19 protein-coding genes are annotated in these 15,117 nt (G+C 38.2%); 5 read left to right on the top strand and 14 right to left on the bottom strand.

The genetic code is table 11. From position 1 onward, the window contains the following. Positions 1-62 precede the first annotated feature (62 nt). The 3 genes from B3600_RS04310 (at position 63) to B3600_RS04300 (ending at position 2,555) form a co-directional block, all read left to right on the top strand. Positions 63-500 (top strand): Rid family detoxifying hydrolase, encoded by a 438-nt coding sequence (locus B3600_RS04310; RefSeq protein ID WP_286752205.1) that lies wholly within the window; start codon positions 63-65, stop codon positions 498-500. A gap of 191 nt (positions 501-691) precedes the next feature. Next, the gene (locus tag B3600_RS04305; RefSeq protein WP_286752204.1) at positions 692-1,594 is read left to right on the top strand and encodes an SDR family oxidoreductase; all 903 of its coding nucleotides are present in this window, start codon (positions 692-694) and stop codon (positions 1,592-1,594) included. Positions 1,595-1,640: 46 nt separating this feature from the next. Next, positions 1,641-2,555 (top strand): helix-turn-helix domain-containing protein, encoded by a 915-nt coding sequence (locus B3600_RS04300; RefSeq protein ID WP_286752203.1) that lies wholly within the window; start codon positions 1,641-1,643, stop codon positions 2,553-2,555. A gap of 118 nt (positions 2,556-2,673) precedes the next feature. Here B3600_RS04300 and B3600_RS04295 read toward each other — a convergent pair whose 3' ends face one another. From B3600_RS04295 to B3600_RS04275, 5 genes are all read right to left on the bottom strand, one after another. Further along, on the bottom strand, positions 2,674-3,036 hold the full coding sequence (locus B3600_RS04295; protein ID WP_286752202.1) for a response regulator: 363 nt from the start codon (positions 3,034-3,036) through the stop codon (positions 2,674-2,676). Between the two features lie 157 nt (positions 3,037-3,193). Further along, positions 3,194-4,462, bottom strand: coding sequence for a hypothetical protein (locus tag B3600_RS04290; protein ID WP_286752201.1), 1,269 nt, complete (start codon positions 4,460-4,462; stop codon positions 3,194-3,196). A gap of 472 nt (positions 4,463-4,934) precedes the next feature. Continuing rightward, the gene (locus B3600_RS04285) at positions 4,935-5,453 is read right to left on the bottom strand and encodes a ferritin-like domain-containing protein (RefSeq protein ID WP_286752200.1); all 519 of its coding nucleotides are present in this window, start codon (positions 5,451-5,453) and stop codon (positions 4,935-4,937) included. Positions 5,454-5,814: 361 nt separating this feature from the next. Further along, a complete protein-coding gene (locus tag B3600_RS04280; protein WP_286752199.1) occupies positions 5,815-7,686 on the bottom strand; it encodes a PAS domain S-box protein in 1,872 nt (623 codons plus the stop codon). A gap of 322 nt (positions 7,687-8,008) precedes the next feature. After that, positions 8,009-8,263, bottom strand: coding sequence for a hypothetical protein (locus B3600_RS04275; protein ID WP_286752198.1), 255 nt, complete (start codon positions 8,261-8,263; stop codon positions 8,009-8,011). Positions 8,264-8,586: 323 nt separating this feature from the next. Between B3600_RS04275 and B3600_RS04270 the strand changes: the two genes are divergently transcribed. Both B3600_RS04270 and B3600_RS04265 read left to right on the top strand, forming a co-directional pair. Further along, complete coding sequence (locus B3600_RS04270; protein ID WP_286752197.1) at positions 8,587-9,189, top strand: hypothetical protein; 603 nt, start codon at positions 8,587-8,589, stop codon at positions 9,187-9,189. Between the two features lie 188 nt (positions 9,190-9,377). Next, the gene (locus B3600_RS04265) at positions 9,378-10,034 is read left to right on the top strand and encodes a response regulator transcription factor (protein WP_286752196.1); all 657 of its coding nucleotides are present in this window, start codon (positions 9,378-9,380) and stop codon (positions 10,032-10,034) included. A gap of 202 nt (positions 10,035-10,236) precedes the next feature. Here B3600_RS04265 and B3600_RS04260 read toward each other — a convergent pair whose 3' ends face one another. The 9 genes from B3600_RS04260 to B3600_RS04220 all read right to left on the bottom strand — a co-directional run bounded on the left by B3600_RS04260 (position 10,237) and on the right by B3600_RS04220 (position 15,031). After that, positions 10,237-10,578, bottom strand: coding sequence for a hypothetical protein (locus B3600_RS04260; RefSeq protein ID WP_286752195.1), 342 nt, complete (start codon positions 10,576-10,578; stop codon positions 10,237-10,239). A 139-nt stretch (positions 10,579-10,717) separates the two neighbouring features. Continuing rightward, the gene (locus B3600_RS04255; RefSeq protein ID WP_286752194.1) at positions 10,718-11,026 is read right to left on the bottom strand and encodes a hypothetical protein; all 309 of its coding nucleotides are present in this window, start codon (positions 11,024-11,026) and stop codon (positions 10,718-10,720) included. A gap of 17 nt (positions 11,027-11,043) precedes the next feature. Continuing rightward, positions 11,044-11,892, bottom strand: a complete 849-nt coding sequence (locus B3600_RS04250) for an alpha/beta fold hydrolase (RefSeq protein WP_286752193.1) — start codon at positions 11,890-11,892, stop codon at positions 11,044-11,046. Between the two features lie 39 nt (positions 11,893-11,931). Beyond that, complete coding sequence (locus tag B3600_RS04245; protein WP_286752192.1) at positions 11,932-12,405, bottom strand: PaaI family thioesterase; 474 nt, start codon at positions 12,403-12,405, stop codon at positions 11,932-11,934. 57 nt (positions 12,406-12,462) lie between these two features. Next, entirely contained in the window at positions 12,463-13,002 is a 540-nt protein-coding gene (locus tag B3600_RS04240; protein WP_286752191.1) for a DinB family protein, read from the bottom strand. 10 nt (positions 13,003-13,012) lie between these two features. After that, the gene (locus B3600_RS04235; RefSeq protein ID WP_286752190.1) at positions 13,013-13,657 is read right to left on the bottom strand and encodes a hypothetical protein; all 645 of its coding nucleotides are present in this window, start codon (positions 13,655-13,657) and stop codon (positions 13,013-13,015) included. A gap of 11 nt (positions 13,658-13,668) precedes the next feature. Further along, positions 13,669-14,076 (bottom strand): class I SAM-dependent methyltransferase, encoded by a 408-nt coding sequence (locus tag B3600_RS04230; protein ID WP_286752189.1) that lies wholly within the window; start codon positions 14,074-14,076, stop codon positions 13,669-13,671. A gap of 10 nt (positions 14,077-14,086) precedes the next feature. Further along, on the bottom strand, positions 14,087-14,542 hold the full coding sequence (locus tag B3600_RS04225; protein ID WP_286752188.1) for a VOC family protein: 456 nt from the start codon (positions 14,540-14,542) through the stop codon (positions 14,087-14,089). A 54-nt stretch (positions 14,543-14,596) separates the two neighbouring features. Then, entirely contained in the window at positions 14,597-15,031 is a 435-nt protein-coding gene (locus B3600_RS04220) for a GNAT family N-acetyltransferase (protein ID WP_286752187.1), read from the bottom strand. Positions 15,032-15,117 lie beyond the last annotated feature (86 nt).

Below are 15,117 nucleotides of genomic sequence, written 5' to 3'. Positions count from 1 at the left end.
TCGAATTACAGAATGGGGTTAGTCAATAGCTAACCCCATTTTTACTATTTAAATTACCTAAAATGCACAGACTTGTCATACTTTCCCTCGCACTGATCCTGTTGTCATGCGGCACAAAAAAGGAGATCATAGCCATAAAACATAACAGGTTGCCAGAAGCAATAGGTCCTTATAACCATTCTACGCGTTATGGCAATCTTATTTTTGTATCGGGGCAAATTGGCTTTGACCCAAAAACAAATGCACTGAAAAATGGTGTCGAAGAACAAACGGTTCAGATCCTGGAAAATCTAAAGATGATTTTAGAGGACAATCAATCCGATCTGAAGCATGTCACCAAAACAACGATTTTTTTAAAAGATCTCAATCATTTTGAAACGGTCAACGCAATTTATAGTAAATTTTTCAATGGACGTTTTCCGGCAAGGAGCACAATTGAAGTGACTTCTTTACCACGGGGAGCAGATATCGAGATTGAATGTACTGCCGTCAAAAGATGACCTACAGTTCCTACATACCAATAGTTCGTTCCTTTATTTTGATTAGGATAATCCTCATTATGGCCACGTAAGTATATCCATTTGAAAGCAACTTTGCATTCATATTGTAAGTTTTGGATACAACAAAGTTATTTTTGGATACATTTAACGGTATACGAACCCTGAACTTTGCTTCATAAATAATATTAGACATGAAAGTATTTGTTACAGGCGCTACAGGATTCGTAGGAACAGCTGTAGTACAGGAATTATTAGGTGCTGGTCACAAGGTTCTTGGACTTGCAAGATCAGAAGAATCCGCTAAGAAATTAATTGAAGCAGGAGCAGAGGTGCACTACGGTGACCTTACTGATTTTGAACGGCTCAAATTGGGGGCTAAAGCCGCTGATGCTGTTATACACTTAGGATTTGTTCATGATTTTGGACGTTTTCAGGAAATGTGTGAATTGGATAAAGAAGTGATCGGAGCAATAGGAGATGCTCTTGTCGGAACGGATAAACCCTTTATCATCACTTCTGGCACTGCACTCTTTTCAAAAGATGGCATCACAACTGAGCAGGACCGTAGCGTCAATCACCCGCATCCGCGGATTGCAACTGAAAATGCCGCGGACGATCAGGTCGCGAAAGGCGTGCGTGTCGCCGTTATTAGATTATCGCCATCTGTGCATGGTGAAGGAGATAAAATCGGTTTTGTTCCGCTATTTATCAAAATAGCAAGGGAAAAAGGAGTTTCAGCGGTTATTGGCGGCGGAAATAACCGCTGGCCAGCTGTGCATCGGCTGGATGCGGCAAGGCTCTACCGATTGGCACTGGAAAAACCATTTGCCAGTGGAACCAGATATCATGCAGTAGCGGAAGAGGGAATTGAGCTTAAGAATATAGCCTCTGAAATTGCGGAGCGTCTAGCTATTCCATTGGTCTCTATAAATTCACAGGAAGCGGAGCTGCATTTCTCTTGGTTTATGCATTTTGCAGCGCTTGATAACCCCACTTCAAGTGAATGGACAAGGAATGCGCTGGACTGGAAACCGCTACATCCCACTTTGCAGGAAGATCTAAAAGGTTCATATTATTTTTCGGATAACCGATAATCTGTATTTTTGTTCTTATCTTTTACATATAAAAGCACATCATTCCATGTCCGATAATAAGCCGATTCGAATTAAGACTATTTCCGATTTTCACAAACTGCGCGGTCTGCCGGGACCGAAGCACCCGCTGATTAGTGTGATCAATTTTGAAGATATGACCGAGCCTGCACAGGTCGGAAAACAGAGTCTGCTTTTCGATTTTTATATGATTTCGGTAAAACGTGACATGGAACACAAGTACCGGTATGGACAGAATGATTATGATTTTGATGAAGGATTGATGTTCTGCATGGCACCACATCAGGTTTTAAGTGTAATACGTGAAGAGCAAGGAAAAAATCCGTCCGGATGGATGCTGATGATCCATCCGGACCTTCTCTGGAATACGGCGCTTTCGACTTCAATCAAAAGATATGAATTTTTTGATTATTCGGTGAATGAAGCGCTGTTCTTATCCGAAGATGAGGAACAAAAAATGCAGCAGATAATCGAAAATATTAGGCACGAATATCAGAGCAATTTAGATCAGTTCAGCCAAAACATTATCATTTCTCAATTGGAGACCCTATTTAATTACACCGAGCGTTTTTATCAGCGCCAGTTTATAACACGTAAGAAAGCCAACCATCAGTTTTTGGAGAAGCTGGAAAATTTTTTTTCGGATTATTTTGAAGGAAAAGATATGGCGCATGGTTTACCTACGGTGCAGCTTCTCTCCGAAAAGCTTAATATGTCTCCACAATACATGCGGGGACTGCTTAAATCGCTTACAGGACAAACCACTCAGCAGATTATCCATGAAAAATTGATCGCAAAAGCCAAAGAAAGACTTTCCACAACTGAACTTACCATAAGTGAAATAGCCTACGAATTAGGCTTTGAGCACGCCCAGTCATTCAATAAACTGTTTAAAGCAAAAACAAATATTTCACCGCTGGAGTTCCGGAATTCATTCAATTGAGCTCATATTCAAAGGTAATTGGGGAGATTGATAATGACATGCGAAAAAAACAATCAAGGCCAGCAAATGCTTGGGAGATATTACACACCTTTAGGCATAAATCTATTGTCAGATCCGATCAGTCGCTATTTTTCTTGACCACTTCGATCATGTGATCCAGATCAAAAGGCTTCTGGATAAAATCGTCAGCTTTACATTCCGCTGCAATTTTTTCGATATTGTTGGCCGTTGATGTCAGAACAGATGAAACATCTTCGGTTTCAGGGTCTGATTTGATTTCCTTGATCACTTCTGATCCCTTTTTGTCGCCTCTGATGTGGTCATCCACGATAACGATATCCGGGTCAATATCTGTAAGTTCTTCAATCGGTTCTGTTGTAAGCGAAGGAATCACCTCAAAACCTTCATCAACTAAGACTTCATCCATTAGATTCAAGATATCTTCATTATCCTGAATAAGCACAGCCTTCTTTTTTGTCATTTCTTCTGAAATTTATAGGTTAAATATAGGAAAAAAGCCGGTACGATCAACTGGCAAAATAGCTAATTTCTGTTGGGAAGTAGTTATATAAAGGTTTGACCAAACTTGTTAAAGACTGGTTGTGTCAGTAGACTCAACACGGCTTCCACATTATCCATTACTTAATTTCTTCACCAGTAGTGCCGTCAAAGTTAAGTACTGTGGAATTGTATGGATCTTTGAAATACATAGAAATAACCATACGTTGTTTTAGTGCTTTGCGCGTGATCATTTCATGGGCTTTTGCGGGGTCTTTAGCCAAAGCATCAATGTCTATTTCTAAATTCTTGTCTATATTTATGGTCATCTGTTTCTTAAAACCGACATAAGTGAGGTTTTTGACATCGTATTTTTTGAGGCTTTCGGCAAGTGCTTTCTTAAGAATGGGCAAAGAGGTTTCATCAGCGGTAAACAGCTGCTCAGGGTTTACCAAGCTACTGCCGGAATTTGGGCTCACTTCAGCGGAATTACCACGCAGCGTAACATCATCGTAGGCATTTTTTTGCCCCTCGGCTTCTACACCCAAGACTACAAATTTATCGTAAATCAGTATTTTTTCTGCTTTTCGGTTGCCGATGTATCCAATGGCTTTTTGATAGGCTTTATCCAGATTTTTGTTGTCAAAATTCCCTATATTTTGCCCCGTTAAAGTTTTTGGTAAATCGCGAACGTCAGTAATCAGTTGGTCAAAATTGCCCGACAGGGCAAAAGGAAATGAAAAGCCGAGACCTAAAAAGGCCAGTGAAAGAACAATGCCAAACGCCAGACGCAGACCGGAGACTTTGCCAACTTCAGTCTCAAAAATAGACGAGCCTTTATCGGGATACACCTTTTGGGCTTTAACATTTTTGAATTTTTCTGCGGCATCGTAGACCTTATCACGCCACGCTTCATTCGGACTGATTTCCATTATACCGTAACCCGGATTTTCCTTGTCTTCAATAAAAGCCACAAACCGTCCGGTGTAGAAATTGGGTAACTCACCCATCGTGATAAATTGGCGAATGGTGGTTTGATAAGGCTCTCCGGAATCCGGAAAAACAGTAAGAGTGAATTTGAATTGATGATTAAAATTATTGACCACCAAACCAGCCTCTTCCAGTTTTTCAACCCGTGCAGGAACCCGCCGGGCATTTCCACCTCCTATATTTTCACCGTTTGCGGTCATTTTCGTGATTTTCGAGGTTAGTCCACGCGTGAAAACTATAGCCCACAAAAACGTTAGCGCAATAAATCCGAAAATGGTAAACGGAATCCAGCTATCCGGAATCATACCGCCCGAGCCTGCTGTTATCATTCCGATGAATGCACCAATCCCCATCCAGGTTAGCGCTTTAAACAAAAATCTACGCAAGTTGAACGGCCCCTTTTTTTTCTGGTTGTTCATGTAGCAGTATTTTATACTAAATATATTACTTTACTTTTGAAATACGATCACAAGTTCCAGTCATTGTATAGCCTTGAACTTAGAGTTATTCAAAAAGTTATATTTTTTGAATGGCATTTTTTATCATTTTTGATGGTGTGGAAAAGAAGCTCGCGGGTAGAAAAGTGGACCAATAATCTTTTACTGGAGATCAGAGAAAGCACAGGAATAACTGTTCTTTATATTGATGTGCTCAATCATCACCTTGAAGCAGTGAAACAGTGATATACTCGAAAAACAAAAGATCAATATTTTTATGAAAATCTTAATTCAGACTTTTCAGCCCTAATTTAGGTCGGTTCCAAGGGAATTGTGAAAAGCTATCCGGGATCGTTTGAGGAAGTATCAGACAGTGGCAGTGAATTGTTGATATACGATTTTAACGAATTCATGCCGATAAAATTATCGGCATGAATTCTAAGTAATTTATTATCTATGATTTGGACTCGTTAACGCCTGAGATTGCTATTTCAGTCAACAGACTATCTGTCTGTTTCTCCTGATCCAGTGTTTCTTGTAATAACTGTTCAGCCTCGGTATGTTCCATCAATTTAGCGAAAGTCACCAGACATCCATAGCTGGCAATCTCATAATGTTCCACTTTTTGTGCAGCGGAAATTAATGCCGCATCAAGCGCCGGATCTCCTTCAAAGCTTTCTATAATTTCATCTGCTTCTTCTAAAAGACCTTCCATAGCTTTACATTTTTTGCCACGAGCGGGAATTCCCAACGAGGAAAACACTTCTTTCAGCCGTTCAATCTGTCCTTCCGTCTGATTATAATGTTCATCAAATGCTTTTTTAAGCTGATCGCTTTCTGCTGCCTTACTTAACTTTTTTAAACCTTTGAGAAGCTGTTTTTCTGCTCCTAAAATATCTTTTAATTCGTCCACGAATAATTCATGTAAATGCTCATTTGGCATTTGTGTTGCATTCTGATTCGATGTTGCCATAATTCTAGTTTTTTTTAAAATGGACACATTTAGAATGCATATCGTTTGGAAATTTCTAATAAATCCATAGCCTCTACTGCTGGAGAATGATAGTGCTAGTTGTTGGGGTGATCCTACTAATGATTCCGGCCCTCCTAAGTATCGCCGTTATTGTTGACGATTATATACTTCTCCACAATCTGTTTGGAATCTTTGTGACACATTACTTTTTTGTCAGTATTTACAAGGATGAATACTGCTAATAGAGGAATATTTCGCCCCTGATAATGATGCTCTGCGTAAACTGTGAATACCATCTTTACCGTTTCTCCTTAGAACAGCACCAAACGCTAATAGGTTTAAAGAGCATGTAATTATGACCTTAGGAGATGGTAGATATCCTTGCAGGAAGGTCGAAATAAAAAGTTGATCCACTGCCTTTCTTACTTTTAACCTCGATACGGCTGCCATGGCTGCGCAATATTTCTGAAGCCACATATAGGCCAATTCCAAATCCTGAAATATTTGAGGTATTTAAATTGTCGACACGGTAAAATGCTTTAAATATATTTCTGGCATGTTTTTCATCTATACCCATTCCCTGATCACGAACGTAAATTCGAATATTCTCACCCAGTTTTTCCGCCCCTAGATCAATGATCCCGCCTAATGGCGAATATTTAACAGCATTGCTTAAAAGGTTTCCCAACACTTGATCAATTTTCGGCCGATCTGCAAATATGTGAATCGAAGGATCACAGGATACCGTGAAGTCATGCTTGCGGTATTCCGATCTCATGTCATCGATGCATTCTTTCATTAATTTTTCAAGAGCGAAACAGGATTGGTTAAGTTGTAATTTACCTTCGTCAACTTCTGCGACGCTAAGAAAATCCTGAATCATCACCATCATCTTTTTAACCTGCCCTTCAATTTTAGTGCCTAGCATCGCGCTTTTTTCGCCATATCTATCTTTGTGCTGCTGCATAATTTGGGCACTCATCAATACACTGGTTAGCGGGGTTTTGAGCTCATGACTTGCCATGGAGATGAAAACGTTCTTCCTCTTTTCCTCCTGCTTCTTTTCTGTGATATCCCGCGCGATTTTGGAGACACCGATAATTTCACCCAGTTCGTTTTTAATAGGAGAGATGGTCAATGATAAATCAATTAATTTCCCGGACTTCGTCAGGCGGACTGTTTCAAAATGCTTGATCGAGTGCCCAAGCCGCATCCGGCCCAGAATAAAATCTTCCTCCTGATGCCTATCGGGTGGGATCAATTTTAAAATTGGCTGGCCGATCATCTCCTCAGGCGTATATCCGAATAGCGTGGACGCCGCATCATTCCAGCTTGTTATTATACCTTCGAGCGTTTTTCCGATGATAGCATCATAAGACGAACTTACGATAGCGGCCATTTCCGCGCTTTTTTGAATGGCTTTTTTTTGGTCGGTGATATCCATGATTGCCCCAATGATCCTTCTGGATTTTCTCGCGGCGCTAAAATAGGCTGACCCCTGAACTTTGATATAGGAAATTGAATAATTCTGTGGTTTTACAATTCTACATGTAAACTCAAATTGGGCGTCAGCGCTATCTTGACTTAAAGTTCTGATCTGCTCAATGACCGCATTCCTGTCATCAGGGTGTACAAGATCAATCAGTGTATCGGTGAATTCAGTATTTGAAGGGAGATCCAATATCTGCTGCGCCTTTTCAGAAACATGCACCATTCCATTATCGGAATTCCAGTCCCAGGTTCCCAGGCCTGTGGAAGCAAGAGCGAGCCTGAGCCTTTCCTCTTTTTCTTTTACTATCTCTGTGAGCTGATCTTTTCTTAGCTGAGCGGTCACGGCTTCTGTAACATCTTTGGTAAAGCACATAGAATGCATAAATTCGTTGTCTTTCATCAAGGCGCTAGAATTTATAACAACATGTCTGTTATCTCCATTTTTGCATTTTAGGATAGCCGGATAGTCATCGATACGCTCATTGTTGGCCAGCTTGCTTAGTATATCGTTGATTGTGTTCTGGTCGGCATGATAATTTTTGATTGGCTGGCCGATATACTCTGAATAGGTGTAACCAAGCAGATCCAGTTCAGCTTGGTTGGCCCAAATTATAATGCCATCGCTATTAACCCAGTGCAGCGAAATCGAAGCCTTCTCGATAAACTCTGACAGCTCGGAGACCCGTTGTTTTAGGTCTCTGTTTTCTTTTTCTAATCGTTCTATCGTTTCTTCGGGACTCATAGAGCTGTAATAAAGGTAAATGTTTTTGGAGTAAAAGTATAGAAATAAAACCTTAAAAACTCAGGTAAAAATACGTTGTATAAGGCGTAAAAAGTCCTAAAATTTTATAAATCATTTAATAGGTGAAAGATTTAAAAAACAAGGATAAATGGCAGGCTAAAAAACACAAAAGAGAAGACGCAATCTTCTTATCAAAAAGAAAAAGATTCTGTTTTTAAAAATTTGACGGATAATTTCTTCCTTAAAAAAAAGAAATAGGAACTTGATGAGTTCGATTATTGTTTGATTAAAAAGATTCAACTGGTCTGATGTCCTACCAGTCTTATTCTTTCTGAAATCTAGTTTTGTATGCAATATCAAATTTTAATAACATTTTAAAGTGATCTAAGGTATCTTCATCGTGAAAGGCGCCACGGATTGATTCATCTACATCATAAAGCAATGCTATTTTTTCTGAATATTTAATCAGCTTTTCGTGTGTTATTCCCATGACATCTGTATGTCGATAGTCTTCCTTTATAAGCATATCTGAAATTGCATCTGACAGCCTCACCATTTCATCCCTTTCTATTAACATATCACTTTTTTTATTTACATCGGCAGATTGATTCTTGTGAAGGATTCCGCAGCGCAAATGAATTGATTTTAATGAACATAATAAAAATACAAAATTTTATCTGTATAGTCGTTTTTAATATTTTAGCGATGTCACATTTCTAATTCCCTTAAAACATTCTCTAATAATTATTCACTTACTAAAATTTAATCTATTGATTAGGTGCACGTGAGAAGAAGCGTTGCTGAATTATACTAGAAATTTGTTAAATTGGTTACTTGCGAGTGCTGATGCTGGATCCTACTTCGGGATCAGAGTCATATTGATTTTAAATTTCAATATTAATGAAGAAAGTAACCGGTCAAGAAGAAAAATGTGCTGCAGGGGATGCCCTGGAGTTCTCCGTTAATCTGTTTGTTTTTGAAAGGAACTCTTGTATTGCCGTCTCTCAAAATACCTGTGATTTATTGGGCGTTAAGATTAATGATATCTGGGGATTAGCTCCTGAAAAAATAATGGAGATGCTTAGTCCCTCGATGACTTTGAATTGGGAAGAATTTAGTCATAAGGTTTATTCCAATTATGCGGAGCTCTATATTGGAAGTATCAAGATTAACGATAAGGCCTATGACATAATCGCATACGGATTAAAGAAAAGGCTCTATCTTGAAATTAGAGAATCAACTGCGAATATAGTTTACAAAGATTCTTCCGGAACATCTACTTTCTCAGGAAGTTCGAGCCGCTGTCCTGTTTCTTTGCTAATCCATGATATTAAGAATTCCTCGGCCAGTATCCAGCTTGCCGCTCAGATGATTTTACAGAACCAAAATATGCCCGAAGAGTTTAAACAAAAAGCACTGGTTAATATTATAAGGTGTTCTGGGATGATTTCAGAAATGGTGGATAAGCTAAGCAATAAAGTTGTTGAGGAATGCGAAAAATAGCTGTTAGTTGAACTAGTTGTTTTTATTAAGTAGAATGCTGCAATGTATAGATTAAAAATACTGAGCCGATACGTAAAAATCACAAAAAGAAATTTATTATGCTAATAGCGCTAATCTAGGCAAGAGCGCTCGGAAAGTGGCAAGCAAATTGAGGATAAAATTTGACTGTTATTATAAAATTTTGTTACATGTATAAGATATTACTTGTTGAAGACCATATTCTAGTGCGTAGCGGCCTAAGGCTTTTACTTAATTCACACGCAGATATTAATGTGATTGGGGAGGTTGATAATGGGATGCAAGCGCTGGAATATCTTAGAAATAACGAACTTCCAGATTTGATCCTTACTGATTTCACTATGCCAGAAATGGACGGGATTGCATTGATCACCAAGGTGAAAATCATGTTTCCAGATGTAATAATTGCAGTTCTATCTATGGTTGATGATCACGCCACTGTCTTGGAGGCCTTCAAAGCCGGGGCGTTGGGTTATTTATCAAAAAATTCAGATTATAATGAACTTCTGAGTGGTTTACTTGAGATTTGTCAAGGAAAGAGATATTTATCCACGTCAATTGGCTTGTCATTATTGGATAAATGGCAAATTAATCAACCAGTGCTTCTTGACAAAGAAATCATTTGTCAGCGTTATGAAATCACCGAAAGAGAATTAAATGTTCTTGAACTTATTGCCCACGGTTTAACAAATGCTGAGATTGCTGATAAGATATTCCTGAGCAAACGAACTGTTGAAGGAGTCCGACAACAGCTCATCGATAAGACTAATACGAAGAATACAGCCGACCTTGTTCGATTTGCGTTTCAAAAAAGTTTAATACAATAACTTCATATCACCTCAGGATATAATTGTCATTCTTTAATACCGTAAGTCAGGTGGTTCCATTGGGTGGGAAGCTATTCAGAATCGCCCGAGAACGTATCCGAAATAGGACTAATATAATGGTTACTGACAATTAGAGCACAATAGCCAAAAAGGGCTAACGATATGTTAGCCCTATTATTTCTTTCCGATAATGAGAGCTTTCTTAAATGATATTTTCATCAACGTCAGAAGGAGCTGTCGGAGGCTGAACTGGAATGCCTTCTGCGTCATTGGCCTCCTCTTGTTCGCCAATTTCTTGATCGATTTCCTTTTCATTAATGCCCGGGAATGCATTTTCTCCTTCAATACCTACTTCCTCGTCGAATCCCAGGTCCTCTTTGTCAGCTACTTCAGGAGCTTCATTAGGGTCGTTTTCCGGTAGCTGTTCTTCCGGTCTATCGGGAACCTCGTTGGGCAAGTCCTCTGGCCCTTCTGGTGATACGATTGCGAGCGCAATGATTGGCATACCTTGATGCACCTCTAGCGATATTAAGTTTTTGTTCATATAATACAATTTAGTTTATATAGTGAACCCATCTCATGCCCATATCGTTAGCTGATAAACTACGTAATCAAACTCATTTTATACTTTAAAAAAATCTTTACTTGCCACCTAGTTTTGAAAATACGAGCAAACGTATAATCTAATCCAAATTTCTACAAGGTATCCAAACGGATATTTTGCCTGCATTTTTTTTATCATAAAAGCCCTCTCCTGTATCTACAAGTATTAATTGTTCATTCTTTCGGATAAGCATGGCATTAATAGGAGCTTCGTAGATATCGGCAGGTAAATGCAGTCGGTTGAGCTCTTTTTGAAGATCTTTAGGTATTGCATCCGTTCCAATAATAGGCTGATACGATCCTATATCAAAGTATCCATCGGAAAGAATGTAGATTTCCAGGTTATCAAATGGAATCTTGAGGTGACTGGCATTAATTTGTGTATTCATCAGAGTAGTGCAATTAATTAGCGTTTTGTTTTGTTTAAAAAAGGGAATATTCGTGGTGCTAATCCAGCCAAAACATGTCCCATTTCTGGAATGGTTATTATGGTAAAGTCCTCGATAATATTTTGCAATCTAGCGGCAATTTCCTGAGTAGAGCGTATTACATCCTGCTCTCCGCCGATGAATAACACTGGCATAGTCAAACGACTGAGTTCGTCATCTGAAAAAATATATTCTTTTTCTATTCTCGCATTAAAATTGGTTTGTATTAAATCCATAAATGAAATAATCTTATTATCTACACGCTGGCTTCCCAAGACCAGTCTATTGATCCTGATACGTCCAGTTGTTCCCAAAAGGGAATAGAGGATGGCTTTTATGATAAATGTTGTTTTGGTAGGAACTATTCCTGCAGGCGTCAGCAAAATCAGCCGGTCAACTAATTCAGGATAACTTGTTGCAAAACGCAATGCCAACCATCCTCCTTGCGATAATCCGACTATATTTGCCTTGCTGATGTTGAGTCTGTCGAAAATCTCTTTTAGCCATTCTGCGAAATCTTTTGTTTCATAAGAAGGTCTGGTTTCTGCACTCTTTCCTGCCTCTCCGATAATGTCTATTGCTATGACTTTATATTGTTTTGAATATTCGGCTATGTCGGATAGCCATGACGTTGCATTAGAAGATGCGCCATGCAGTAAGATGACAATTTCTTGATGTTGACTTCCGGCCTCCAAAAAATGGGTGTCACCAAAAGTTGTTTTCAGCACATTGCTTTTCAAATTCAATGACGAATTCCTTATCGCCTCGTCGTAAGCCCGGATAATTTTGTTTTTTCCTTCAGGGCTTTTAAAGACCGTTTTATTCATGAATATTTCTGTATATAATGTTGTATAATAAGAACTGCATTACCGTCCTTTCGCTTTATCACCTCTTAAAGTGATGACTGTACTCGTTGCCATAGCTGCTATTTTACCATCACTGCGAAAAATATCACATCGATAATGACTTAAGTTTTTTCCATTATGTAAAGGTGATGCTTTGGCAATAAGTATATCCTCGAAAACGGGCCGGTAAAAATTGATTTTCAATTCTACAGATGTAAAAGTTTCGCCTTCCAGAACAACAGTAGAATGTGCGGTTCCGATGGCTGCATCTGCCAGTTCACAAAGCAGGCCTCCGTGGATGGTTCCCTGTTGGTTACTGTGCTTGTCTTTTGTTGTATTGATCTGTACGGTCGCTGTACCTAAACCAACTTCTATAATGTCTATGCCTAATGTTTTTGATATTGGTGTCGGGTAATGCATCTGCGTATGCATGTCGCCGGTAATTTCACTTTTTATCAATTTATTTAGGTAATCTAATATCGATAGTTTTGTCATATACGTTGTTTTTATATTTATATAATAAACCAATCGGTCTTTTTATTAATAAAAGAATTATATGTTTTCCATGTTTCCTATTATTGACTGTATGGCATGCAAATGATGCAAATCATGCTCTGCAACAAAATGCATCAGGTCAATGATATTCATGGGTTGTTGTAATCTCGGATGCATACTTGTCTTCAATAAGTCTTCTTCACTCAATTTCTGAAGCATTACAATTGTTTTTTCTCTCTCGCTGACCAGATCCTTAATAAGTTCTTCAACCAACATTTTGTTGAAAGAAGATTGATCAGTTGCTGTATTGTTTAAATCAGCAGGGGACATATCCGGTTTTCCTTCCATTATATCTCTAAAACGGATTCGCCATAGATCTTCTAAAAGTATTAAATGTCCTATGTTCTCATTGACAGACCATTTATCTCCCATTTTGCGGGTTGAAACTTCTATAGGACAATTTTTCAAAACTTCCTTTAAAACAGCCGGAAAATCTTCAAGGAGTTTTAGATATTCGTCAAAATATTCCGAGCCTGTGTTTGAATCAAATTGTCGGTCGAACCATCTGACAAAAGATTGTGACTTTACTTCTTTCATGAGTATCAATTTATAGGTTATTACTGTTTATCCATGCTTTGGTAGGCATTATCCACTCGTCTAATGCCCTGAACAGAAAGCCGTGTTCCAGACCTGTGTTGAGGATAATTTCTTTAAAAGATTTCAAATCAGAATTTTTAAACCTAAGTTGCCTTGATAATAACTCAGCGCCGACGTCTGATTTTTCATTAATCGATAAAATCTTCCCATAGAGCTGAAACTTTCGATCTTCATTCATCGAATCATTTTTAAAGCTTGAGCCAATAAAAACAAATTTCAAATCTGGGTTTTTAGCATAATAGGAGATGTATTGAGCTATATAGCCTCCTTGAGATGTTCCAACAATTGAAATATGGTCATAAGGAACTCCACCGTTGTGTAAGCTGTCAATTTTAAGAATCAACTTTTTTGCATATATCTTGGGATCAGTGCCGGGCTTTCTTTTTTCAGATAGTATGACAGAATTTGTAGATTGAAGTTTTTCTAAAATCGCTGTATATGCCGCTGGTCCGTATTTAGGATGGAGTTCATTTAACGGATGTACTTCCAAAAATTTATTATGCAAAAAAAATACATACTTTTTTTGAGTGCTATTTTGAGCATTAACAGCAAATGGAAGAAATGACAGATAAAGAATTATTAACCTAAGAAACATATAATTTGAACTTAATTTAGAGACAACATCAGACTTCTACAAGATGCCTTTTTGAGGCTGTCAAACTCACGAACCAGATGATTGGGCAGATCATAAACATCGCTGCAGATAAAAGTTGTTGAAACATTACTCTGTTTTGCCAGTTCCCGTGCTTGATCTATTGCTACATCCGAAAGGTCAACGCCGACTAGGTCCGCTCCCAGGCGACTTAAAGAAATACTATCCTGTCCGAAATGGCACTGTAAATGCAATACGGATTTGCCTGTCAAATCTCCAAGTAAATTAAGCTCTATATCCTTTAATGAATTTTTCCCCTTCAAAAAGGCTTCCAGGTTATAAAAATCAGAATTGATATGTGCTTCTGTTCGGGCATTCCAAGATTCCCTGTTTATTTCCAAATAATTGTCTTCTGCATTCATATGTATTTGTCTAATGAAGTGAATTGATTTTTTGCCATTCCTCGTAGCTGATTACGCCAAGTTCTGGCTGGCTTTTGCCGTTTAGAATATGGATAAACTCCAGTTGATTTCCGTCTGGATCATCAAAATAGAGAGCAAGTGCGGGCATCCAGGCAAAAACCATTGGTTCATTGCTGCCATTTTTGAGAAAATTATAGGCTTTTAATCCGTTTTTATCTAAAAAAGTATTCGCATCTTTTAAAATGAAATCTTTGGAACAGGTGAATGCAAAATGTCTTGTCTGGAGATTACCTTGTTGTTCCCAAAGTCCGAGCATTGCCTTTTTATTTTCTCCGATCCAAAGAAATGCAATCGGCCTGGTTTCATCATAATGTGCAAACTCAAGTCCCAAAATTTTAGTATAGAATTGCACTGCATTTTCCAAGTTGCTTACTTGGATGTGTGTCTCATATAATCCTTCAATCATTTTTATATATTTTATTATTAATAATTATTGTGTTGTGATAAGTACAGGCTTTAATCATTTTAGCATATGAATAATCGGATAATCTTTGCCTGAACCATCCTTTTCTGATTTTCCTGATTTTCTGAACCCTAATTTTTCATAAAATCCGATGGCCTGATAATTTTGCTCATTGACATCAACCTTTGCAATGCCTTTCGTTTCATCCATAAATTGAAATAGGTGCTTTCCATACCCTTTGTTACGGTAGTCATTGTGAATAAAAAGCATTTCGAGGTTTCTGTCTGATACCGATGAGAACCCGACAGATTCCCCGTTTTCAATAAGGAGAAATACTTCGAGATTGGGCAGATAATCCTTCGGAATGACTTCTTTAAAGTAGATAAAATCTTCATTGGTAAGAAAATCGTGAGTTGCCCTAACAGCGGATTCCCAGATTTCCATAATTCTTGGATAATCTCCGGTGGTTGCAAGCGTGATTTGTGTTGACATAACTTTAAAATGGTACTATTTAATATGATATTCTGTTCACTTGTTAATATAAAATAAACCGAACGGTCTTTTTTAGTTTAAAAAAA

Origin of the sequence: Sphingobacterium sp. UBA2480 (assembly GCF_002341965.1) — a bacterium.
Classification (GTDB): Bacteria; Bacteroidota; Bacteroidia; order Sphingobacteriales; family Sphingobacteriaceae; genus Sphingobacterium; species Sphingobacterium multivorum.
Note: the sequence above shows the minus strand (reverse complement) of the source record. Positions and strands in the feature narration are given on the sequence as shown.

What these genes read in the sequence shown, in the direction of transcription:
- B3600_RS04305 (WP_286752204.1), top strand. Translation starts at nt 692, where the DNA reads ATGAAAGTATTTGTTACAGGCGCTACAGGATTCGTAGGAACAGCTGTA.
- B3600_RS04250 (WP_286752193.1), bottom strand. Translation starts at nt 11,892, where the DNA reads ATGAATAAAACGGTCTTTAAAAGCCCTGAAGGAAAAAACAAAATTATC.
- B3600_RS04280 (WP_286752199.1), bottom strand. Translation starts at nt 7,686, where the DNA reads ATGAGTCCCGAAGAAACGATAGAACGATTAGAAAAAGAAAACAGAGAC.
- B3600_RS04310 (WP_286752205.1), top strand. Translation starts at nt 63, where the DNA reads ATGCACAGACTTGTCATACTTTCCCTCGCACTGATCCTGTTGTCATGC.
- B3600_RS04225 (WP_286752188.1), bottom strand. Translation starts at nt 14,542, where the DNA reads ATGATTGAAGGATTATATGAGACACACATCCAAGTAAGCAACTTGGAA.
- B3600_RS04285 (WP_286752200.1), bottom strand. Translation starts at nt 5,453, where the DNA reads ATGGCAACATCGAATCAGAATGCAACACAAATGCCAAATGAGCATTTA.
- B3600_RS04300 (WP_286752203.1), top strand. Translation starts at nt 1,641, where the DNA reads ATGTCCGATAATAAGCCGATTCGAATTAAGACTATTTCCGATTTTCAC.
- B3600_RS04260 (WP_286752195.1), bottom strand. Translation starts at nt 10,578, where the DNA reads ATGAACAAAAACTTAATATCGCTAGAGGTGCATCAAGGTATGCCAATC.
- B3600_RS04290 (WP_286752201.1), bottom strand. Translation starts at nt 4,462, where the DNA reads ATGAACAACCAGAAAAAAAAGGGGCCGTTCAACTTGCGTAGATTTTTG.
- B3600_RS04275 (WP_286752198.1), bottom strand. Translation starts at nt 8,263, where the DNA reads ATGTTAATAGAAAGGGATGAAATGGTGAGGCTGTCAGATGCAATTTCA.
- B3600_RS04220 (WP_286752187.1), bottom strand. Translation starts at nt 15,031, where the DNA reads ATGTCAACACAAATCACGCTTGCAACCACCGGAGATTATCCAAGAATT.
- B3600_RS04240 (WP_286752191.1), bottom strand. Translation starts at nt 13,002, where the DNA reads ATGAAAGAAGTAAAGTCACAATCTTTTGTCAGATGGTTCGACCGACAA.
- B3600_RS04255 (WP_286752194.1), bottom strand. Translation starts at nt 11,026, where the DNA reads ATGAATACACAAATTAATGCCAGTCACCTCAAGATTCCATTTGATAAC.
- B3600_RS04230 (WP_286752189.1), bottom strand. Translation starts at nt 14,076, where the DNA reads ATGAATGCAGAAGACAATTATTTGGAAATAAACAGGGAATCTTGGAAT.
- B3600_RS04270 (WP_286752197.1), top strand. Translation starts at nt 8,587, where the DNA reads ATGAAGAAAGTAACCGGTCAAGAAGAAAAATGTGCTGCAGGGGATGCC.
- B3600_RS04265 (WP_286752196.1), top strand. Translation starts at nt 9,378, where the DNA reads ATGTATAAGATATTACTTGTTGAAGACCATATTCTAGTGCGTAGCGGC.
- B3600_RS04295 (WP_286752202.1), bottom strand. Translation starts at nt 3,036, where the DNA reads ATGACAAAAAAGAAGGCTGTGCTTATTCAGGATAATGAAGATATCTTG.
- B3600_RS04235 (WP_286752190.1), bottom strand. Translation starts at nt 13,657, where the DNA reads ATGTTTCTTAGGTTAATAATTCTTTATCTGTCATTTCTTCCATTTGCT.
- B3600_RS04245 (WP_286752192.1), bottom strand. Translation starts at nt 12,405, where the DNA reads ATGACAAAACTATCGATATTAGATTACCTAAATAAATTGATAAAAAGT.